At 35.4% G+C, this 21,966-nt stretch carries 20 protein-coding genes; 2 read left to right on the top strand and 18 right to left on the bottom strand.

Features of this window, described 5'->3' with window-relative positions; genetic code table 11:
- Window positions 1-46 precede the first annotated feature (46 nt).
- The 14 genes from MHI40_RS13780 to MHI40_RS13845 all read right to left on the bottom strand — a co-directional run bounded on the left by MHI40_RS13780 (window position 47) and on the right by MHI40_RS13845 (window position 14,428).
- Entirely contained in the window at window positions 47-1,096 is a 1,050-nt protein-coding gene (locus tag MHI40_RS13780) for an ATP-grasp domain-containing protein (RefSeq protein WP_340763102.1), read from the bottom strand.
- Window positions 1,097-1,624: 528 nt separating this feature from the next.
- Window positions 1,625-2,317, bottom strand: a complete 693-nt coding sequence (locus tag MHI40_RS13785; RefSeq protein ID WP_340763103.1) for a CpsD/CapB family tyrosine-protein kinase — start codon at window positions 2,315-2,317, stop codon at window positions 1,625-1,627.
- Window positions 2,310-3,053 (bottom strand): YveK family protein, encoded by a 744-nt coding sequence (locus tag MHI40_RS13790; protein WP_340764524.1) that lies wholly within the window; start codon window positions 3,051-3,053, stop codon window positions 2,310-2,312. The genes MHI40_RS13785 and MHI40_RS13790 overlap by 8 nt, the downstream gene beginning before the upstream one ends.
- Before the next feature lie 48 nt (window positions 3,054-3,101).
- On the bottom strand, window positions 3,102-3,860 hold the full coding sequence (locus tag MHI40_RS13795; RefSeq protein WP_340763105.1) for a tyrosine-protein phosphatase: 759 nt from the start codon (window positions 3,858-3,860) through the stop codon (window positions 3,102-3,104).
- A 27-nt stretch (window positions 3,861-3,887) separates the two neighbouring features.
- Window positions 3,888-4,562: a sugar transferase gene (locus MHI40_RS13800; RefSeq protein WP_340763106.1), complete on the bottom strand. Its 675-nt coding sequence runs from the start codon at window positions 4,560-4,562 to the stop codon at window positions 3,888-3,890.
- A 317-nt stretch (window positions 4,563-4,879) separates the two neighbouring features.
- Complete coding sequence (locus MHI40_RS13805; RefSeq protein WP_340763107.1) at window positions 4,880-5,602, bottom strand: exonuclease domain-containing protein; 723 nt, start codon at window positions 5,600-5,602, stop codon at window positions 4,880-4,882.
- Window positions 5,592-6,566, bottom strand: a complete 975-nt coding sequence (locus MHI40_RS13810; RefSeq protein WP_340763108.1) for a DUF294 nucleotidyltransferase-like domain-containing protein — start codon at window positions 6,564-6,566, stop codon at window positions 5,592-5,594. The genes MHI40_RS13805 and MHI40_RS13810 overlap by 11 nt, the downstream gene beginning before the upstream one ends.
- 53 nt (window positions 6,567-6,619) lie before the next feature.
- Window positions 6,620-7,888 carry an ammonium transporter gene (locus MHI40_RS13815; RefSeq protein ID WP_093537724.1) on the bottom strand — a complete coding sequence of 423 codons (1,269 nt, stop codon included), beginning with the start codon at window positions 7,886-7,888 and terminating at the stop codon, window positions 6,620-6,622.
- A 264-nt stretch (window positions 7,889-8,152) separates the two neighbouring features.
- Window positions 8,153-8,629 carry an MgtC/SapB family protein gene (locus MHI40_RS13820; protein WP_093537723.1) on the bottom strand — a complete coding sequence of 159 codons (477 nt, stop codon included), beginning with the start codon at window positions 8,627-8,629 and terminating at the stop codon, window positions 8,153-8,155.
- A gap of 212 nt (window positions 8,630-8,841) precedes the next feature.
- A complete protein-coding gene (locus MHI40_RS13825) occupies window positions 8,842-10,185 on the bottom strand; it encodes a GH1 family beta-glucosidase (RefSeq protein WP_340763109.1) in 1,344 nt (447 codons plus the stop codon).
- Window positions 10,186-10,203: 18 nt separating this feature from the next.
- Window positions 10,204-11,241 (bottom strand): LacI family DNA-binding transcriptional regulator, encoded by a 1,038-nt coding sequence (locus MHI40_RS13830; protein ID WP_340763110.1) that lies wholly within the window; start codon window positions 11,239-11,241, stop codon window positions 10,204-10,206.
- Between the two features lie 34 nt (window positions 11,242-11,275).
- Entirely contained in the window at window positions 11,276-12,118 is an 843-nt protein-coding gene (locus MHI40_RS13835; RefSeq protein WP_093537720.1) for a carbohydrate ABC transporter permease, read from the bottom strand.
- The gene (locus MHI40_RS13840; protein ID WP_093537719.1) at window positions 12,119-13,063 is read right to left on the bottom strand and encodes a carbohydrate ABC transporter permease; all 945 of its coding nucleotides are present in this window, start codon (window positions 13,061-13,063) and stop codon (window positions 12,119-12,121) included.
- A 75-nt stretch (window positions 13,064-13,138) separates the two neighbouring features.
- Entirely contained in the window at window positions 13,139-14,428 is a 1,290-nt protein-coding gene (locus tag MHI40_RS13845) for an ABC transporter substrate-binding protein (protein WP_340763111.1), read from the bottom strand.
- 552 nt (window positions 14,429-14,980) lie between these two features.
- On the opposite strand from MHI40_RS13845, the gene MHI40_RS13850 reads away from it, so the two are divergent.
- Window positions 14,981-18,013, top strand: coding sequence for an efflux RND transporter permease subunit (locus MHI40_RS13850; RefSeq protein ID WP_340763112.1), 3,033 nt, complete (start codon window positions 14,981-14,983; stop codon window positions 18,011-18,013).
- 78 nt (window positions 18,014-18,091) lie between these two features.
- Here the strand turns inward: MHI40_RS13850 and MHI40_RS13855 are convergent, their stop codons facing one another.
- The 4 genes from MHI40_RS13855 to MHI40_RS13870 all read right to left on the bottom strand — a co-directional run bounded on the left by MHI40_RS13855 (window position 18,092) and on the right by MHI40_RS13870 (window position 20,927).
- Window positions 18,092-18,301 (bottom strand): hypothetical protein, encoded by a 210-nt coding sequence (locus tag MHI40_RS13855; protein ID WP_093537716.1) that lies wholly within the window; start codon window positions 18,299-18,301, stop codon window positions 18,092-18,094.
- 394 nt (window positions 18,302-18,695) lie between these two features.
- Window positions 18,696-19,373, bottom strand: coding sequence for a DUF3169 family protein (locus MHI40_RS13860; protein ID WP_340763114.1), 678 nt, complete (start codon window positions 19,371-19,373; stop codon window positions 18,696-18,698).
- A complete protein-coding gene (locus MHI40_RS13865) occupies window positions 19,373-19,576 on the bottom strand; it encodes a helix-turn-helix transcriptional regulator (RefSeq protein WP_093537714.1) in 204 nt (67 codons plus the stop codon). The genes MHI40_RS13860 and MHI40_RS13865 overlap by 1 nt, the downstream gene beginning before the upstream one ends.
- Before the next feature lie 172 nt (window positions 19,577-19,748).
- Window positions 19,749-20,927 carry a NupC/NupG family nucleoside CNT transporter gene (locus tag MHI40_RS13870; protein WP_340763116.1) on the bottom strand — a complete coding sequence of 393 codons (1,179 nt, stop codon included), beginning with the start codon at window positions 20,925-20,927 and terminating at the stop codon, window positions 19,749-19,751.
- A 544-nt stretch (window positions 20,928-21,471) separates the two neighbouring features.
- On the opposite strand from MHI40_RS13870, the gene MHI40_RS13875 reads away from it, so the two are divergent.
- On the top strand, window positions 21,472-21,921 hold the full coding sequence (locus MHI40_RS13875) for a YehR family lipoprotein (RefSeq protein WP_340763117.1): 450 nt from the start codon (window positions 21,472-21,474) through the stop codon (window positions 21,919-21,921).
- Window positions 21,922-21,966 lie beyond the last annotated feature (45 nt).

Raw genomic sequence — 21,966 nt, forward strand, 5'->3', positions numbered from 1 at the left:
GGAAGAAGTGGTCTAGTGATATATATAGGTTCCTTAAACTTACTTTCTATAATGGGATAGCCTCCTCATATTTTTGCATACTACTAACAGGATCTTCACCAATAATTTGGATATCCTTATAGCCAATCACCCCAATTTTCGCTTTCAATATAGCTGGATCTACTTTTTCTTGTTTTAGCCATGATACAATTGCTTTTGGGAGATTTACACCTGCATAGTGACTAAATGGATATCCACCACCGATTCGTGCATTCATTTCCAAAATATAAGAAACTCCATCCACTACGAAAGCATCAACATCTAAGTTTCCGATATGATTGGTAAAAGTTGCTAGACTTTTACCGACAAGCTCTAAAGCTTCATCCTTAGACGTTTCAGCAATATCTGTTTCTCCGGATCTCATTGCATATTTTTTCTTAACGATCGTATTCATGTATTTTCCATTCAAATCATTAATTATATCTAATCCATATTCCTGTCCACTTAATTTTTCTTGAATAAGTACCGAAAGTTGATTTTCCTGATTTGATTCATATAACAGTAACGAATCTTGAATATCTTTTTTAACCTTTTCAAATAATACCTCTAGCTCATTAGAATTATCAGCATCAAAAATAGAAATGGAACCCATGCCCCATCTAGGTTTAATTATTAGTGGAAAATTTATATTGCCTTGTTCAATTGCATTTAGTGCATCTGAAACTTTCAAGAAAGTTTTAGGAGTTTGAAAGTCATTGGTAATAAGAAATTTATATGTTTCCCATTTATCATTGCATATATTAATTATCTCTTTATTAGAAACAATTACATTAACGCCAATATCTTTGAATACTTTTATATTGTTTGTAAGAATTGGAAGATCAATATCGAATAGGGGAATGATTGCTTCAATGTGATTTACCAGGCAATAGTTTTTTAAAAAAGGAATATAGTTTTCATCGTAAATAAGTGGTGTTATGACAGATTTGTCTCCATACATCATTGCAGTGGAATTTACACTATTCGCTACATGTACCTCGCCTCCATCTCCTAGAGCCTCTTTAAAATAGTTAACCAAATAACCTCTTCTGCCCGCAGATGTTAACAGCAAATTCATATATCTTCCCCAATCTATATTTTTGTCTTTTGTAATAGTGAAATTATTAATCCATATATAATCTCTGATTCTTTGATCTTCAAAAGTTTGGGTAGTCCAATTTGTACAATATCCCAATCATTATTGAATTAAAAATGGAGCTATTGCATAAACGTAAATCCCCATGAATAATGAAGATGCATAATATCTTTTAGCAGCTCTAAGCTCGAATAGGAAATCTTTCTTGCTAAGTAATACATATTAAGCAATGAAAGATAAGGGTTCATTACTACTGCGTAAATCCAATGGTTCCTAGCTTAAATTTGAAAGAAAGAACAAAATGTATGGTGAAAAGACTTTGATAAAATTTCTAGTCTTAAAGCATGTCAGATACCTTTGACTTGTAAAATATTTAAGTTGGTAGCGTGAGGTCAATATAGGGGTTTCTGCAAATGCAATTAATTAAGTATAATTATAAGTATCGGTAAAGTATTCTAACGTTAATATTTTCTCCTAATATCAGTCGTTGGTTTCATATCTCTTTCTACTTCACCCATAATACTGATAATAATAATGATCTTTTCCAATTTTATAATTGTTAAGAATAGTTCCTAATATGTTTGCTTTGGAAGCCTGGAGTACTTCTTTTGCTTTAATAGCATTACCTTTTTCTGTAGAACCTGAGCTAATAACTAGAATAGTACCATCACATTTGTCTGTGAGGACTTGTGCATCTGAAACGGACAATATTGGTGGAGCATCAAATATGATGATATCGTATTTCTCTTTTACTTCTGTGATTAACATATCCATGGAAGGCAGTCCTAAAAGCTCTGCTGGGTTGGAGGGTATTGGTCCACTTGTAATGAGATCTAATCCATTTACTCCCGATTCTTTTACTACTTGGTTTAGATTCCAATGACTTGTTAGTAAATTAGTTAGTCCTGGAGTAATTGTTTTAAGAAATGTATAATGCATAGTCGGCTTTCTCAAGTCTGCATCGATGAGGAGTACTTTTTTTCCTTCTTGCGCAAATACAATGGCAACATTCGCTGCTATTGTGGACTTTCCTTCTCCTATAGATGAAGAAGTAAATAGAATTGTTTTAATTTCTCTGTTTGGCATGGAAAATTTTATGTTTGTCCGTACCGTACGAAATTGTTCAGAAATAATTGTTTGTGGATTTGAGCTTGTCACAAGTTTTCGAGCTATCGGTTTAACTTTCTTCCTTCTCTTAAACAAGGTTTTTTGCCCTCTTTCTATGGAGTGACTTAGGTTCTTTTGTTTTCTTTAGGTATTTATTTGAAATAGGACTGATAAGACCTAATATTGGTAGACCTAGTAACTCTCCAATATCCTGCTCGTTTTTTATTGAAGTATCTAAATACTCCATTAGAAAGGTTATTCCAATTCCAATCATTAAGCCTATGACTGCGGCTATCCCTACATTAAGTATTAGATTTGGCTTTATAGGTAGCGTATCCTTAGTGAATACTGCAGGTGATAGAATACTAACGTTATCGACATTCATTAAAGCTATAATTTCTTCTTGAAAAACTTTAGCTGTCATATTTGCAATTTCGACGGCCTCTTGTAAATCAGGATCTTCTACTCTAACGTTTACAATCTGTGAGTTTTGTTCACTAGACACTATTATTTGTTGATTAAGTAACTCTGGCGTTGTTTTTAGATTCAAGTTATCAATAACTTTGGAAAGAATAACTGGGCTTTTAATAATGACATTATAAGTGTTGATTAATTGAAGATTTGTATTAATATCCTGACTACTAAATTGATTTTGATCGAATTCCTTCTGATTTATGAGAATTTGAGTCGATGCTTGAAATATTGGGGTGAGGTAATAGTAACTAAAAGTACCAGCAATCGTCATAGATAAAACTAATATTGTAATAATAAGTGCAAAACGTTTCTTTATAATTTTGAATACTTCTTGTAAGTTAATTGCTTCTTGCGCTATAATGATCCCTCCTTATACCTGTCCATTTAAATTACATCCAATTTGAAGTTATATATAATAATATTTTTTAAAACTAATAGGTAGTAAAGGCTGAATCTCCGTACCATATACGATATGATTTGCGTTTTCACAATAATAACTAGCATGACTTTCGGAGAACTCTCTTTTGACATATTCCAATGCCTCTTTTAATAAGAACGGTCTTTTTAAATAATGGTGAGCATCCGATGAAATAAAGTGCACTAAATTATGTTTGATAAGCTCTTTCGTATACTTTCTTAAACTTCTACCATTATGACCGAGTAAACTAGACGCTGTAATTTGAACAAGAGCTCCTTTACATATGTATTCGTAAAGTAACTGTTTGTTTTTTCGAAGAACTCTATTTCTTTCTGGGTGTACAATGATCGGGATGTATCCTCTTAGCTGTATTTTGTAGATAACATCTAGAGTATCAGCTGGTATATAAGCATTTGGAAATTCAATCAATAAATACCTACCACTATTTGCGAGCGTGAGAAGATCTTTTTCAAGTTCCATCAGTACATTTGTTGATAAATGAATCTCTTGCCCTGGTAGAATTTTCAATTTTATATTTCTTTGTATCAGCTCTCTATATAAACCTGCAACTGCCGCTTTAACTTCTAAGGTAGAATTACGATATTTTCTATCTAAATGATGAGGGGTTGCGATAACATGCGTAATGCCATTAGCAACAGCATTTTCTGCAAGTAATAGAGCTTCTTCGATAGTCCTAGGGCCATCATCCAAACCTGGTAAAATGTGATTATGAATATCAACTAGCACGCCCTACTCCTCCCTCCCTAGATTTATTCACCAAGCTCCTTTTCCCGTAACTACTATAAAAATTGTTTGTATTATGATCTTCAGGTCAAGCAACAGAGAGCAATGCTTGACATAAAATAAATCATGTTTTACCTTTTCTCCATGTGTGATTGCGGAACGACCATTCACCTGCGCATAACCTGTGATACCTGGTTTTACCAATAAGCGTTTCTTTTGGGTAGGAGAATAATGATTAGTAATTTCAATGATTTCTGGCCTAGGACCTATTAAACTCATATCACCTTTTAAGACATTCCAAAGCTGTGGAATTTCATCTAAACTATATTTCCTATAAAATTTCCCCGGCTTTGTAATTATTAAGGTTGGTGGTGTTGTAAAAGCAAAGTTTTGTGGCACTTCATCTTTCCATTCATATTGATGAGAGCTAGACTCAATATCCTCTGTATACATTGTTCGAAATTTCCAAATTATAAAGGATTGATTATGTAATCCTGCCCTAGTTTGCTTGTAAAAAACAGGACTACCTGTGAATATAAATAGAATAATAGTCAAACATATAATAGCTGGAAATAATAAAACGAGTAGCAATGAACTAGCTAACACATCAAATATCCGTTTACCAAATCGTCGATAAAAAACCGGCGTATCCTGTTCAGAAAATGTATGATCCAAACTTTCCAGGGGCTGTTCTCCTTTTAACAATATTTTACTAAGTACTTAGCAAAGTATATTCAATATACCTATTAAAAAAGAACTAACTTTCATATTCTTGGACAAGTTATTCTAACCGTATTTCCAATAAATGAGTTAGAACATATTGTTTATCGGACAATATAGACCAAGAATGTTTCAGAAATTTATTTCGGAAACTTTTATTTTATGAAAAAGTATCGACAGCGAAGGATTATTAGATTTAGTGGGAATTTAAACGGGGTAGTTGGAATTTCGCGCAGTTCAGTTTTAAAAAGATATTATTCCCATAAAAAAAAGCACGACAGGCTATTTCTCCTGTCGTGCATTTATATTCTTGCAAAATGATCGTATACATCTTGTAATGTATCGCAGCCTAGCATTTTAACTTTTTCCAGATAGAGGCTCCAAAGCTTGGCGGTCATTTTTGCATCTTCTAATGCATGGTGCCTTCCTATTACTGGAATGGCATTATGTTTACACAAATCTTCTAAAGAACTTAATTGAATATGGGGTTCTACAATTTTATAAAGAAAAGACGTATCCACTATTCTTTGCTTAAAGGGGGTGTGGAATACTCTATTACTGGTGTATTGCAGAAAATTTCTTTCGTGATTCGCATGATGTGCTACAAGTGTACAGTCTTTTGCAAACTTTAGGAATTCGATTAGTACATCCCCAACATGTCTGGCTTCCTTTAATTTTTCGTTTGTAAGCCCTGTTAAATTAACTACCTCCGTAGAGATTTCTTTACCAGTGTTTATAAGCGAGTAAAAAACAGCATCTTCTTGAATGAAAGAACCACACATTTTTATGGCACCAATGGAGATAATCTCATCGCCTTGTTCGGGTTTAAAGCCAGTCGTTTCAATGTCGAACACGACCACATCCAGCTCATCTAACGGAACTTTTAGAGTATCTTCTTTCTTCTTTTCTTTTTGCAGATTTCTTAGAAAGGCCATTTGTTGCGCGTTCTGAACATCCCCTATACCGACATTTGACCGTTTCCCTTGAATACCTCTTAGTATTTGCATGAATGGTTCAAATGCCATTATGGCCACCCTTTTTCGTCATCGCAATTACTTCTCGATGTAATTTAATACCACCTTTAATAATCCGTTTAATACCTTTCTGTTCGGTCTTGTTCAGTTCTTCAATGTGTAAATAGTGTGTATCAGAATAGCTGTCTACTTGGGATAAGGACAGACGATAGGTTAATAAATCCACAAAATTCCTATCACTATATTTTAGTAAGCTCCTATATTTTTGCATCTTAATTAGTTTATTCATGCGAGCTAAAGTGGAAGTTTCCATTACCCCTTCTTTTATTGATAAAAGTCGAATGGCATTTACATATGGTAAGAATCCCGAATATTTTAAGTTTACACATCCGTGATATAATCCATGCCTTTCCACTAATAGCTGGCCAACTGGACCAATTACATTTTTAACATGTTCTACGTTAGCAGAAAATCGACTTAGTAAAATAGGATGCTGTAGTTGGTATTCATAAATGAATGACTTTAATTGATGCATGAATTCCCCCTTGCCATGCAGTACCCTAGCATCATAAAAAATTTGAAGGTAACGAATCGTTTCCCAACTTTCATCTTTCACCCATTCCTGGAGTTGTGCACACCAATTATCAAATGACTTGCACCACATAGGATTGGAGCTCATCACTTTACCTTCACAATATGGATAACCTACTTCATAGAGACCTTTCGAAATTTCTGCTCCAAACACCTGAAAATACAGATCATTTACAGCATTAGACTTTTCATAAATAACCCCATGATCCTGATCACTGATTAACCCTTGTTCTAACCGTCCTCCACTACCAGTTATAAACCAAGAAAAATCACATGGAGCTGAACCAATTTCCATTTTCTTAGATGCTACTTCCAATACTTTAAGCATCACCCGATCATGAAAATCATTGAGAGAAACGATGTCATCTAGGAAGTTTGTAATATTTAGTTCCTTCCATTCTCGAATAGATTCATACGTTTCCACAAGTTCACGCCCTTTTATATAAAAAGCCCCTAAATAATAGAGGCTTTTTCAATTTAATTTAGTGATTTAGATTCTTCTAAAATCATTTGTTCTGGATAACCATAGTTGCCATGTTCGCTCATATCTAGGCCCATTAGTTCCTCTTCTTCTGTTACACGAATACCACCCATGACTTTTTTCATTATAAAGAGAATAGCATAGGAAACTACGAATGCAAATAACCCACAAGACACCACACCCATAAGCTGAACTCCTAACTGATCGAATCCACCGCCGTAAAATAATCCAGGTTTACCAACAGAGGCAAGCTCTGGTGTTGCAAAAAAACCAGTAGATAATGTGCCCCATACCCCAGCAGCCCCATGAACAGATAATGCGTAAATTGGATCATCCACTTTTCGCTTCTCAAAAAATCTAGCGCTATAGAATACTAATACTCCTGCGATTAAACCAATGACTACAGACGCCCAAACATCTACGAATGCACAAGAAGCTGTAATAGCGACCAATCCTGCTAAAGCACCGTTTAAAATGGTAGGAATATCTGATTTACCTAGTACTACCCATGATATTAATGTGGCAGCCACCGCGCCTGCTCCAGCAGCCAGTGTTGTATTTAATGCAACATATCCAAAGAATGCAGCATCTACAGAAATAGTACTTCCAGCATTAAATCCAAACCAACCAACCCAAAGTATTAGTACTCCCAGTGCTGTATAAACTTGGTTATGTCCTGCAAGATTGTTTGCCGAACCGTCTTTATTGAACTTCCCAATTCTCGGTTTTAGAATCATTGTTGCTGCAAGGGCAGCCATCGCACCAGTTAAATGAACTACAGTGGAGCCGGCAAAATCCTGTTTACCATGTTCAGCCAACCATCCTCCACCCCATACCCAGTGAGCAATTACAGGATAAACGATTATTCCAAAAAGAATGGTGAAAATTACATATGCGGATAATTTTGCACGTTCTGCAAATCCACCTAATGCAATCGTTACCGCGATACCAGCAAATGCTAACTGGAAAACAAAGAATACTGTTGTGGCAAGACCAGCTCCTTCTATAATTTCTCCACTATAGAAAAAGTCTGTCATACCTACGAAGAAGTTCGCATCGCCTCCAAAGATAAATCCGTAACCTACTGCCCAGAACACCATTGATGCTAAACCAAATGTAAATATTGTTTTACCAGCAACGTGGCCAGCATTTTTCATTCTCGTCGAACCAGCTTCCAATAATATGAATCCACCAATCATAAATATAACTAAAATTGCAGCAATCATGGTCCATACGCTGTTCATCAAATACATTACATCTTCCATTTTCATCTCTCCTTTTCTAATGTCAGCTTAACTATCTTATGATGTAAGAAAAGCTAACATAACTTATAATATTCATTTTATTCGTTTTTGATTAGATGTCAACACAATTTTCTGAATATATTTTACTTTCTATTTATCATCACTTTAAAACCTTTGAAATTCCTGCTTTTCTTCTCAAATATTTCTATTCAAATAAAAAAACTGTCATCACTGTTTTTAACAGTGATGACAGTTTACCTATCATATACCTATTTTTTGTTCCATTTATTCGCCGTCACTATCTTCTTCTTCTTTCCCTCGAGAAGGGAGTATACCTAGTTTCACCGCCAACTTTGGAAGATTCATTGCGATGAACATTAAAATAACTGTTATGATCGCTAAATCATATGCACCATAACCAATAGTTAATCCTACACAAGCAGTAATCCAAAGGTTAGCCGCAGTAGTTAGACCCCGCTTTACATTATCCTTATCTACCCATATGACACCTGCTCCAAGAAACCCAATACCACTAATTACTTGTGCGGCTAAACGCATCGGATCCATATATGCTCCTTGGTTTAGAGAAGACAACGCCATTGCTAGAGTGGATCCTAGGCAAACTAGAATATGCGTCCGGATTCCTGCTGGTTTATTTTTTATCGCTCTCTCTAAGCCTATAAAGAAGCCTATAAAAGTGGCTACACCCAAACGAATGTATAGGTCATAATGCGAATTGAACAAAGTAGTAATAAACTCCATAATGCAAATCCTCCTAATAATACTGTTCCGATAACATTCTATAAAACTTTCTAAAATCCTTTAAACGTAATATTATCACATATTGATTAAGTAATTGAAACAATTCATCCAGTTGATCAAATACTGAATATGAAAATGCAACACCTATTAAAAGATCAGCATCAAAAAAGAAGCGAACACTAAGTAGCTTAGCGCTCACCTCTCTATTTAGATTACAATGTAAATTCACCGTTCTGAATCGTTTCACCGAACCAGTGGTAACTATCTTTTTTGGTTCTTTCTAAAGTTTCATAATTCACATGCACAATGCCAAAGCGCATACTATACCCTAAAGCCCATTCAAAGTTATCCATTAGCGACCAATATAAGAATCCTTTTACATTTACACCAGAATCCATACTTCGCTTCAATGCCGTTAAGTGAGTCTTTAAGTAGTCAATTCGTTTATGATCGGCGACTTCCCCGTTTTCAGGCTCCTCATTATAACACGCGCCATTTTCGGTAATATATATTGGAACATTGCCGTAAAGGTCTTTAATTTTGACCAGAACTTTATAAAAACCTTCCGGATAGATAAACCAGTCTATATCTGTTTTGTCATATCCCATATCTATATTTTCTAAATCAAATAACCCTTCATTCTCTTTATAACGCCCTACATTCCCCGTGTAATAGTTTATCCCTAGAAAATCGATTGGTTGTGAAATAATTTCGAGATCGCCATCTAAAATGGTAGGAGTAGCTCCTTTTTCTTTAAACCATTCAACCATGAAGGAAGGATAGCTCCCTTTAAATACAGGATCAAAAAACCACTCTAAATTCCAAGCGTTACCTCGATTGCACGCTTCAATATCTTGTTGTTTCGTGCTATATGGTTCAAACCAAGTAACATTTGGAGCATAACCAATTTCGCCTTCTATATTGCTGTCTCTAAATTGTTTCACCGCACGGCCATGAGCAACCAATAAATGATGCGCTATATCCGTCGCTAATTGGAGGTTCTGATTCCCTGGTGCATGCTCTCCAATATAGTTCGACAGGAACGAGGAACACCAAGGTTCGTTAACCGTAATCCATTTTTTTATCTTGCCATCAAATTCCTTAAACATGAAATCGGCATATTGAACGAAAGCTTCGATTGTTTCGCGGTTATCCCAACCACCCTTGTCCTGTAAGGCTTGTGGTAGATCCCAATGATACAAAGTACACATTGGTTCAATGCCTTTTTCTAACAACGAGTCTACTAATTTATGATAATAGTCGACTCCTTTTTGGTTAACTTCTCCCGTACCATTAGGGAAAATCCTTGGCCAAGCAACAGAAAAGCGATACACATCTGCTCCCAAATCACGTATTAGCTCTACGTCCTCTTCATACCGGTGGTAGCTATCGCACGCTACGTCTCCGGTGTCTCCATTATGTACCTTCCCCGGAGTTTTAGAAAAGGTATCCCATATCGATACCCCTCTACCATCTTCGTTTGTTGCACCTTCAATTTGATAAGAAGCCGTTGCCGCTCCCCATTTAAAGTCTTTTGGAAACTGTATAATTGCCATTTGTTGCCCACCCTTCATTTATCGTTTTTTCGTTACCTCTTCTACGGTACCCGAAGAATTCCTGATTACTAGTTCTGGATCTACGAGTGACGGCCTTAAACCTGTTACTCCATTTATCAAATCGTTTAACTTTATCGCTGCCAATCTACCAATTTTCTGTTTATCCTGCTTAATAGTAGTAAGAGCAGGCTCCATATAACGACAAGCCTCTACATCATCACAACCTAGCACTTGAATATCCTGAGGAATTCGAAGTCCATAGTCTTTAATCGCTCTCATTGCACCTAGAGCCATCATATCGGATGCGGCAATAATTGCTTTTGGCAAAGATTCACCTTGAAGTATTATTTCCATTGCTTCGTATCCACTAGATTCAAAAAAGTTTCCGTGTTTAATCCATTGTGGTTGCGCTGTCATCCCAAATTGACTCATTGTCTGCAAAAATCCTTCTAATCGCTGATTCGATATATCAGAGCTGTCCTTCCCTGCAATATAACCAACATCTCTAATAGAGTTCAAATATAGGTATTCCACTGCAAGCTGTGATACTTTAAAGTTATCTGTCATGACGTAACTAGAATTTTCCCCAGTCAACTCAAGGTCTATCCCTAGACAAGGTATATCACTTTTATCTAACTCTGAAACGGCTTCCTCTACTTCTTCCCCCGCAATTATCAAACAGCCATCTAAACGATAATGCCGCGACCTTGCAAGATAATCTACACTGTCCTTATCGAACATTTCATTGGAAAAAATGATAATATCATAGCCCATCGCACCAAGTGTTTTTTGAAAAGATGAAATTACCTCATTGAAAAAAGGATGGTTAAACTCTACATTTATCTTCCCTGCATAGATCAGTCCGATTAGGCTGGATTTTTTGGTTGCAAGTGATCGTGCAGAAAAAGTAGGTTGATAGCCAGTTTTATCAATAACCTCTAATACTTTACGCTTTGTTAGTTCACTTACACCATCGTAGTTGTTAATCACTTTAGAGACGGTCCCCCTAGAGACGCCCGACATCTGAGCAATATCACGTATAGTTAAAGTCGTCATTTTACATCCCTCATATTCCATGTGCTGACCGCAATTATTTAACCGATCCCTCGGCAATACTAGATATAAATAGTTTATTGAATAACAAGAACACTATTAAAAGTGGTATTGTAGCCCAAAATACGCCAGATAACAACATACCGAAATCTACTTTAAATTGAGTGTTTAATGATGCTAAAGCAACTTGAATTGTATAGGATTCAGGGTCTCGAAGCACCGTAAACTGCCATAAGAACTCTCCCCAAACCGAGGTGAACACAATAATTCCTAGTGTTGCAAAAGCAGGTAAAATGATAGGTAATACAATACTACGGTATATTCTGAAAATCGAACAACCATCTAATCTTGCTGCTTCGATCAATTCATCTGGTACAGATTCGCTCACATATTGTCTCATTAGAAATATTCCTAATGGATTTAGGAAAAATAATACCATCGCTGCAAATAAATTATCCAATAATCCTGCTTTGGCCACTAACAAATACTGTGGTATTAATCCAAGTTGCGGCGGAATGATGATAGTGAACAATATAGCGAAGAATAGAATATTTTTCCCTGGAAATTTCAGCTTAGAAAATGCAAAACCAGCTAGTGAACTTATAAGTAACACGACAATCGTTACCGTAAGACAAACGATTAATGTATTGAACATCGACTGGAAAAATGGAATCATATCTAATACTTTTTGGAAATTTTCCTTTAACTGATCACCTGGAACCATTGCTGGAGGTATCGAATTATATGCAGAGCTATGTCTCGTTGACATAACAAACATCCAGTAAAAAGGGAATAACGAAAAGAGCGATATTACCGTTAAAAACAAGTACATTCCTATACGCCCAATGCCCCACTTTTTAGTACCAACATCACCTTTCATCTATGTTTCCCTCCTATCCCTTCCAAGCCTTTTTGTCAGTAACATATTAATTGCAGATGCAACTACGATGAATAACAACAGAACAATAGCAGCAGCAGATGCTGTCCCGAAGGAAGATAACTTAAAGGCATCTCGATATAAATACATAACAACTGTCATTGCTTCATCCCTTGAAAATGCGGTGTTACCTAAAAACACTGTTGGCTCCGTAAACAATTGCATCGCTCCAACTGTCGAAAAGAAGACAGTCAATATTATAAATGGTTTTAATAACGGAATCGTAATATATCGAAGTTGTTGGAAGATGCTAGCGCCGTCTATTTTAGATGCTTCATACAACTCATTTGGAATACTTTGCATCCCTGCTAAGTAAATAATGGTGTTGTATCCAAGCCAGCGCCAAAAAACCATCGTAGAGATCGCAATTTTCGCACCCCATTCAGAGGTCTTCCAGCTCACTGGATCAAAACCAAATAATCCAATAATATAATTCACTAACGCTGTTTCATTATTACTAAAAAACACACTAAATACTAAAGCAACCGCTACCATAGAAGTGATATATGGCATGAATATTGTGACCCGGAAAAAGGCTTTAAATCGTAAATAAGATAGGTTCAATAAAAATGCTAGTATCAATCCAATTACGAGCTGAGGAGCAGTACCCATCAGTCCAAGGATGACGGTATTATAAACAGATTTCCAAAATAGTGGGTCACTTAGTATTACTTGAAAGTTATTTAACCCGACAAACTCCATTTCCCCCATACCGTTCCATTTCTGAAAAGCGAGGATTAAACTAAAAATTGCCGGATAAAGACCAATTATCGCAAATATGATAAAGAATGGGGATATATATAAATACCCTGAAAGCATCTCTTTCATATCTTGGGATGAAAAACCTTTCCTTCGTTTTTTTTGCTGTTTTTCATCTAAAGAAACCATACACTCGTCCCCCTACCTACATACAGAGTATATCCGGCGGTTATACCCGCCGAATATGTTAAACCTTTTCTGAACTTAGCGATCTAGTTTAGTTTTAATACGTTCGATCGCTTCCGTCCATTCTTTCTCCGGATCAGCACCAGCCTGTGAGTTAACTAAAGCAGCAAGGATTTCATCGTGAACGCTTGTATAATCCTTACCTTTATATACTTTTCCAATCTTTTGTGCAGATTGAGCAAATACTGTTTGTGTGGACTGTCCACCAAAATACTCATCACTTGCTTCTTTAAATTCAGCCATATCATATACAGCAGGAGCAGAAGGGAAAAGACCATTGTTCTTGAATGATTTCAATTGATTTTCAGGTGAAACTAGCCATTTTACAAATTCATATGCTTCTTCTGCATGCTTTGTTTCTTTAGGAATTGAAATGTAAGAACCACCCCAGTTTCCACTGTATTCCGTCGGTAATGTAGCAATACTAAATTTTCCAGCAGCATCAGGCGCATTTGATTCCATCCACCCTTTGAACCAAGCAGCTCCTAATTCAACAGCAAAGTCGCCATTATTCACACCATTTGCCCATTCAGCGGACCACATTGCATAATTTCCGACTAAACCAAGCTCATTCATATCGATCGCTAAGTCATATGCTTCTTTAACGCCGTTGCCGCTTTCATCTATCATTAAATTTCCTTCTGCGTCAAAATAACTTTCCTCTAACGCATCTAGTTGCGCACGGTACATCATTTCCATACTAGCAACCATTGGTTTACCAGTTTTTTCTTTAATTTTTATAGCAGCATCCTTAAAATCTTTTGGAGTTGCGATTAAAGCAGAAACTTCTTCTGGATCTGTAGGTAATCCCGCTTCTTCAAATATATCTAATCTGTAGTAAAGGCCTTTTGGACCAATATCCGTTGGAAGACCCATTAAGAACTCTCCATTATCATTTTCAGCAATTTCCCATTTCCAGTCCAAATACTCTCCTTTAATATCCTTCGCACCCATATCGTATAAATTCACAAAACGATCTTGCGCATCACGGAAACGATCCAATTGGTCAAGCTCAAGTGCTGCTATATCTGGTGCCCCACTACCAGCAGATAGAGCTGTAAATAAGTTATTATGATGATCAGCAGTTTCTGATGTTTTTATTTTAATTTTGATATTTTCATTTTGTTTTTCATATTCTTTTACAAGTTCTTCATAACCAGTAGCACCGAACATCCAAAAGTTAAGTGTGACTTGTTCCTTGCCATCTGCTTTTTTACCTGAATCATCAGTTGATGAATCGGAACATGCTGCAACGAATAACACAAACAATATGGATAATGAAGCGATTAGTAGTTTTTTTAGTTTCATTATGATTTCCCCCTGAATTTTAATAGTTTACTAGTATTCATACAATAAAACCCCTTTACTCCAAACCGCCCTCCCATCTTATATTTAATCCCATCAAGCTCCGCATCTTCGGTGTCATTACAATCATCTTATTTATAGAAACCGGTTTCCATAAAGGTTAAAAAAATAGGAAATAAACCAAATTTCTATATATAAAAGCGCTTTCAATTTCCATTATAATCTAATTTAAAATAAAATCAATTAGTTTTTTGAAAATTCTTATAAACCGGTTTCCATATCATTTAATCTATGTATGGAAGTTTTCAAACATACCTTCTTTTTATCCTTTCTATAAAGTAACTTACTTAGGTTTTACTACACCTCAAGCCCTAGACTAATTTCTATCCAAAGTTCAATGCAGAATCCTACCCCCTTTTATACAATTAACTGGTAATCAAACCAGTCTTAGGAAGGAGCGCACCTGGTAAATCAGTATAAATTGTCTTAAAGCCTTAGATTTTAGCATTTTTCTATTTTGATTCACAGGCAATTAACCTAGGAGGAAACTTTACTATGTCATTATTTACAAAATGGGCTTTCGGGAACAAAGCGGCAGTGGCAGTACTAACTGTATTAATACTAGTTATAGGGGTTGTAAGTTATTTTAGACTGCCTATGGAATTTCTACCAACAGCGGATAATCCTCAAGTAACTATTATTTCCATGAGCCAAGGGATTGATTCTAAAACGATGGAGTCTGAGGTGACCCTCCCAATTGAGAGATCAGTTACAGGATTGAATGGCAAAACGTCAGTCTTTTCAACAACGGGCGATGGATTTTCAAAAGTAGATCTGTTTTTCGAGGCAGGATATGATATGAAGCAGGCAAAGTTAGATGTTCAAGATGCTTTAAATGGGATATCCTTGCCTCCCTATATATCTAAGCCGATTATTTCACAGCTTAACACTTCGATGATTCCAATTGTTAATATTGCCGTTACCTTTGAAGAGGGTTTAACTGAAGAAAATAAGGAGTTTGCACGAAACAAACTACAGTCCATGTATCAAGAGATAAAAGGGGTCTCTAACGTAGATGTATATGGAGTAACCAATTCCGTCATTTCTGTTGTCATTGATGATGAAAAACTGTCCGAAAATCAAATTCCACTTCAGTCCATTGTAGGGATTCTTCAAGGTCAAAATATTTCTGTCACAATCGGTGAAAAAATAATAGACGGAAAAACAAGCAATATTAAAGTAATCGGAGATCTTACAAGTCTAGATGAATTAAAAGCTCTTCCGATTACACCTGAAATAGCTTTGGGAGATATCTCTACTATTGAGGAAACGAATGATTCAAACTTCGTTAGTCGATTTAATGGGATGGATAGCTTAGATATTAGTATTACAAAAGATAGTCAATCCAACGCGGTTACGATTAGCAAGGAGATTGAAAAAGTAACAAAAGAAATAAATGAAAAGTTTGAGCAACAGGAATCAGTTATATATATTTCTTCCTCCGACTTGGTGGAGAATTCTGTTCACACGATGATAAAAGAGGTACTTCTTGGTGCACTTTTTGCAACGATTATAATCATGCTCTTTTTACGAAATATACGCTCTACATTTATTACAATCGTATCGATTCCATTGTCTCTTTGCTTTACATTATTCTTACTATCATGGTCCGGCGTAACATTAAACATCTTAACTCTAGGTGGCGTCGCTGTTGCAGTGGGTCGACTTGTAGATGATAGTATTGTAGTCATTGAAAATATTTTCCGCAAAATGCAATCAGAAAAATTCTCTATACAAATGATTATTGATGCAACTAAGCAAGTAGGAGTCGCAATAACTGCTTCCACATTAACAACAGTAGCGGTTTTCCTGCCAATGAGTTTGTTAAATGGTGGACTTCAAGAATTCCTTTTACCATTTGCTTTAACCGTAACCTATTCATTACTCGCCTCTTTAATCGTTGCATTGACAGTTGTCCCTCTGATGAGTGCGGGATTATTGAAGAACGCTAAGATTCCTGAGCATAAGCCCGCAGTTCGTTTCCCTAAATTGGTTACTTGGTCTTTAAACCATAAATGGATCGTGTTTTCGGTTTCTCTCCTTCTCTTCGTTGGTTCTATTGGAGCTTACTTCGTCATTCCTAAAGGAGCTGTGGATAGTTCTTCCGCTGACTATGTAATTGTCACACTGGCTTACCCAATTGATACACCGATGGAAATAGTGAAGGAAAAAACTTTTGAACTGGAATCCTCTATTCTTGCAAAGGAAGAGGTTCAACACATATTTACTCAAATTGGTTCTCCTCCTGAAGCAGCTCATTATGGTTGGGTCGGTTCTTCCACAGAAGCAACTTTCAGCATCTTTCTAGAGGATAAAAAGAACACCGACTTTCTAGTGAAAGAAATGGAAATTCAAAAAAAACAATATTCAGATGCAAAGTTTGAAGTAAGCACTGCTTCATTTATGATGGGTGGAGCTAGTCCAAATATAACAATTGATATTATCGGAGAAAGTATACTTGAATTAGAGAAGGTAGCAACCGAAATTATAGAGAAGGTAGATAGATTAGAGGGTGTAGAGGAAGTTACGACTAACCAAGATGAAAAGAAAACTGTTCACTCCCTAATAGTTGATCCTTCTAAAGGCAATACAGAACAAATTGCATCCCAGTTAGCAGTACTATTAAACAAAACACCGATAGGAACAGTTAGTATAAATGACAAGCAAAAATCTGTAATTCTGGAACCTCTTCTGGATACCGTAACACCCGATGAGCTAAAAGATATTCCTGTTATGACCCATGAAGGAATAGCCCCAGTCTCTTCCGTTGCGACTTTACAAAGTGAGGAACGCTCTACCAACCAGATTCATATAGACGGGGATGCATACCTTCGAGTAACAGCATCTGTTGATCCTTCCAAACTTTCCGAAATTGCAACAGCAGTTAATTTAGCAATATTCGGGGACCAGGACAATACAGGTATGGATATCCCTGAAAATGTTGAGGTATTAATAGGTGGTTCAAGTAGTCAACAAGCGGAAGATTTTACAGATTTATTCCTAATCATGCTTGTTTCCATTGGAATTGTGTTCCTAATAATGGTCATTACTTTTAAGTCTATCAAAGCTCCTATTGCCATTCTTTGCTCACTACCTTTAGCTGCAATAGGCGCTATTTTAGGAATTCTTATCAGTCGTATTTCCTTAGATATTACTGCCCTTCTTGGTGCATTAATGCTTATAGGTATCGTTGTAACCAATGCGATCGTACTGTTAGATCGCGTGAAACAAAACGAGCAGAAAATGATTATACGGGATGCGCTCGTAGAGGCAGCCGCTACGAGAATGAGACCAATCTTCATGACAGCTATTGCAACCATTTGTGCAATGCTTCCTCTATTGCTGAAAAAAGCTGAAACGGGAAGCTTAGTATCACAAAGTCTTGCTATTGTTGTTATTGGTGGGTTGGCTATGGCTACCCTGCTAACATTAATAGTAATACCATGTATATATGAATTATTATATTTTAGAAAGTCTAGAAAACAACGCGTTAAACAGATTTCCAATGAGGACACCTCTGTAGAATAAAGTTATTATAACGAAAATAAACAGACCATAGCAACCAGCTATGATCTGTTTATCTGTTATTATATAATCCTCATTACCTTATCGCGAAGGTCTAGCTTCTTGACAATTAGAGCATTTTTTTTGATTACTCGCTTTAAACTTTGTAAATGTTTTTTCAAAGTTCGTTCCACATGAACATTTGAATAGTAGTTTTTGTGAGTAACCTACGTATTCTTTTGAAAGTAATGTACTTTCTGAATTTTTACTAACATAATTTCTTATTTCATCTATCGTCCATTTTTTATTCATATTGACACCTCCGATTGCGATATTATTTAAGTATAAGAAGAAGCATCGTCAACCTTCTGTTCAACAAGATTCATGAATCCTAAATCTACCTCAATGAGTTATTATACCATCACTTATAGGCTCCTTGTACAACATTTCAATAAAATGTTGTTTTTAATATACTTATGTGCTATACTAATCTTCTAGTAAGAAATAAGTTTGACATCGATACTATCGATTATTATTTAGTCGACATTAATGGGTGCCAAACCCGCAGGAGTTCTTTAGGAACAAAGAATTCTTTAGAAAAAAAGCATTATCTCCTTGGAGGTAGTGCTTTTTTTATTGCCTAGATTAATGTAATTCTTTTGAAGGAATTATAAACTTTTTCCCTAAAGGGAATTAAACATTAAAATCATTTATTTCGAATGGAAAAACAATACTTCCCATTTACAATGACTAATACTAAACCCATTACAATAATAGAGAATAGTTGAGATTGATCTGTCGAAATGGAATAGAACGTAGAAAGCACAATACCAATAAGTAGACCAACATTCAGTAAATTATAGGATTTATAAAACCCAATTAACATGACATGTTTTTCACCTTCATCCGATATTTTTAACAGTTTTTCTGCATACTTGGAATCAGATAAATTGGGGATATTTCGTTCTGGGTATACTAATTGGATTAAGTTGGTCATGAATATTGTGAACAAATAACTTACAATCATAGTAGCGATGGCAATGATTGTTAAAACTATACTCTGTAATGTAATTACTGTTGTACACAAGATCAACACGGAAAGTACTATACTAGACTGAACTAGAAATGAGTAATCTGCAAATTTTTTATAGATCAATAAATCTACTTCATCTTCTTCATCCCCTTTAGCATCCGTGTTATACAGTTTTTTTACTTCCCAATATAATTTTAAGCTAACACCTAACAATATAATAATGATACCGATTAAAGTTATCGCTATAACTTCGGCATACTCCATAAGATCTATAGTGAAATTATTGAGCATAAGTGTAGCGACAACAAACCCTATTACTGCACAAAGCAGTACTTGTATCACTGTTTTCATTATAATTCATCCTCCTCGATTAGAAATATACTTTCCACCGGTTCATTGAACACACGTGCAATTCGAGCAGCAATTAATAAAGATGGTATTAGTTCTTCTCGTTCTATTAAACTAATTGTTTGTCTGGAAACTTTAGTAAGCTTTGCAAGTTGTGTTTGGTTCAACCCATCACGTGCCCTTAGTTCCCTCATTCGAGTTTTCATAAGGAATCCCCTTTCTTCATAATAGCGTAACAAAAACTCGTCAACTTGACAAGTATATTAGTCAATATGACTAATAATTAAAACAAAAACCTCCTAATCACAATTGATTAGGAGGTTTTTATCTCATTCTTTATAAGATTAATTTTTTGAAATCTTGTATGACCCTTTTTATTTATAAGATAAAACTTACAATAATCGCTGTTAATACACTTACTAATGTTGCTCCGTATAACAGTTTCAAGCCCATTCGTGCTACAACGTTACCTTGTTTTTCATGAAGACCTTTTACAGCACCAGAAATAATCCCAATGGAAGAGAAGTTTGCAAAAGAAACAAGGAACACAGAAATGATTCCGATTGATCGTTCACTTAGATTTGATGCTAAATCATTTAATGAAAGCATCGCTACAAATTCGTTTGTAACTAGTTTGGTAGCCATAATACCACCAGCTGTTACTGACTCTGAAACAGGAATACCCATTAAAATTGCAAATGGAGCAAAGATATATCCAATTATTTCTTGGAATGAAATTCCTAATACCATATCAAATAAGGTATTTACTCCTGCCATAAGTGCAACGAATCCGATTAACATCGCCGCTACTACGATTGCAACCTTAAATCCATCCATAATATATTCGCCCAACATTTCAAAGAAGCTCTGTTTTTCTTCTTGAACAACGAGGATATCTTCTTCTTCAGTGACCTTGTATGGATTAATAATAGAAGCAATGATGAATCCACCAAATAGATTAACCACGATAGCCGTCACGACATATCTCGGTTCCACCATTGTCATATAAGCCCCAACAATAGACATCGATACGGTAGACATCGCTGATGCACATAGTGTATACAGACGTTGAGACGATAATTGTCCAAGCTGCTTTTTCACCGTGATAAATACTTCCGATTGGCCAACAATAGCAGATGCTACCCCATTGTATGACTCTAATTTACCCATGCCGTTTACTTTACTTATTCCCCAGCCCAACCACTTCATAATGAAAGGAAGAACTTTAATATACTGTAGAATACCAATTAGCATTGATATGAAGACGATTGGAAGTAAAACATTTAAGAAGAAAGGAGCTTGTCCTTCATTCGCAATGCCACCAAATACAAAGCTGATTCCTTCATTCGCAAAATCTAGCAATTTTGTAAATACGGCTGCAATCCCCTCAATAACAATTAATCCAAACTTAGTATTCAGTAATATAAAAGACAAAACTAATTGCAAGATAAGCATCTGGATAATTGGTCTGATTTTAATTCCTTTACGATTGCTACTTGCAACCCAAGCAAGTCCCAGAACAACAATTAAGCCCACGATTGAGATTATATAATTCATTGTATGCCTCCACAAAGATGTATTCTTATAAGGTTGAACGTCTGACAACCTTCTCACTTACTTATTAAGTATACCTTCATTATTCCTGATGTCCAAATACAATGTTTGCAAGTAGAGAAAGTAAAAGTATATTTTATGTAAGCGTTCACTATTTTGTAACACTATATACGCTATCATTAGAATTCACCTCTCAAAAAATTATTTATATCGCCTCAAAAAAAGGCGTAGAATAACATTTTTAAGCTTTTTATTTTTACAAAAATACAACAAAAAAAGTTTAAGATACCATTTATAGGGTATTTTTTACTCATAAACTAAAAAAAGTTTAGGTGAATAGAAGGGTATTAAAACCAATTTAAGAGAAACTAAGAAAAAAGGAGATGTTAACTGCTGGGAAATTAAACATTATTATTTATATCATTTTCATTTTTCTAGAAAGGCTATTTAAAAAAATTTGTTCTGCTTTCTTTTTGGCATCATATTATGGTTAATAATGGTATTTAAAATTTTATACTAAAATTATACATACACGAGGAGTGTAACAATGAAAAAATTAACTGGATCTCTAATTACTATGGTTTTAGCTCTATTTTTAACGGCATGTGGAAGTGAGTCTACTAGAACATTTGAATTAGAACAAAATGGTGTTATTACCACCATGGTATACACAACTAAAGGCGATAAAGTTACTAAACAATCGACCGAAAACATTATCCAATATGATTTAGCGGGTATTCCTTCCAAAGAAGAAGCACAAGAGCTTTTTGCTCCACTTGTAGAACAATTTCAAGACATTGATGGAATAACACATAAACTAGAGTATGAGGATACGAAAGCTATTGAAACGTTAACTATAGATTACGAGGTTGCAGAATACGATGACATAAAGAGCTTACCGGGGATGGAGTTTACCGAAGATCCTAAAGATAATGGAGTGAGTATGAAAAAGTCTCTTGAAATATTAGAAAGTCAAGGATTTAAAGAAGTAAAATAAATGTATTAATATTTAAAAGCCACGATTACCGAATTATTCTCGGTA

The organism is Psychrobacillus sp. FSL H8-0510, assembly GCF_038008345.1.
In the GTDB taxonomy this organism is placed as follows: domain Bacteria; phylum Bacillota; class Bacilli; order Bacillales_A; family Planococcaceae; genus Psychrobacillus; species Psychrobacillus psychrotolerans.

Excerpts from the sequence above, each read along its gene's own strand:
- MHI40_RS13835 (WP_093537720.1), bottom strand. The coding sequence starts at position 12,118 with ATGAAAGGTGATGTTGGTACTAAAAAGTGGGGCATTGGGCGTATAGGA.
- MHI40_RS13860 (WP_340763114.1), bottom strand. The coding sequence starts at position 19,373 with ATGAAAACAGTGATACAAGTACTGCTTTGTGCAGTAATAGGGTTTGTT.
- MHI40_RS13855 (WP_093537716.1), bottom strand. The coding sequence starts at position 18,301 with ATGAATAAAAAATGGACGATAGATGAAATAAGAAATTATGTTAGTAAA.
- MHI40_RS13815 (WP_093537724.1), bottom strand. The coding sequence starts at position 7,888 with ATGGAAGATGTAATGTATTTGATGAACAGCGTATGGACCATGATTGCT.
- MHI40_RS13840 (WP_093537719.1), bottom strand. The coding sequence starts at position 13,063 with ATGGTTTCTTTAGATGAAAAACAGCAAAAAAAACGAAGGAAAGGTTTT.
- MHI40_RS13865 (WP_093537714.1), bottom strand. The coding sequence starts at position 19,576 with ATGAAAACTCGAATGAGGGAACTAAGGGCACGTGATGGGTTGAACCAA.
- MHI40_RS13875 (WP_340763117.1), top strand. The coding sequence starts at position 21,472 with ATGAAAAAATTAACTGGATCTCTAATTACTATGGTTTTAGCTCTATTT.
- MHI40_RS13820 (WP_093537723.1), bottom strand. The coding sequence starts at position 8,629 with ATGGAGTTTATTACTACTTTGTTCAATTCGCATTATGACCTATACATT.
- MHI40_RS13870 (WP_340763116.1), bottom strand. The coding sequence starts at position 20,927 with ATGAATTATATAATCTCAATCGTGGGCTTAATTGTTGTTCTGGGACTT.
- MHI40_RS13845 (WP_340763111.1), bottom strand. The coding sequence starts at position 14,428 with ATGAAACTAAAAAAACTACTAATCGCTTCATTATCCATATTGTTTGTG.
- MHI40_RS13805 (WP_340763107.1), bottom strand. The coding sequence starts at position 5,602 with ATGGCATTTGAACCATTCATGCAAATACTAAGAGGTATTCAAGGGAAA.
- MHI40_RS13780 (WP_340763102.1), bottom strand. The coding sequence starts at position 1,096 with ATGAATTTGCTGTTAACATCTGCGGGCAGAAGAGGTTATTTGGTTAAC.
- MHI40_RS13830 (WP_340763110.1), bottom strand. The coding sequence starts at position 11,241 with ATGACGACTTTAACTATACGTGATATTGCTCAGATGTCGGGCGTCTCT.
- MHI40_RS13825 (WP_340763109.1), bottom strand. The coding sequence starts at position 10,185 with ATGGCAATTATACAGTTTCCAAAAGACTTTAAATGGGGAGCGGCAACG.
- MHI40_RS13850 (WP_340763112.1), top strand. The coding sequence starts at position 14,981 with ATGTCATTATTTACAAAATGGGCTTTCGGGAACAAAGCGGCAGTGGCA.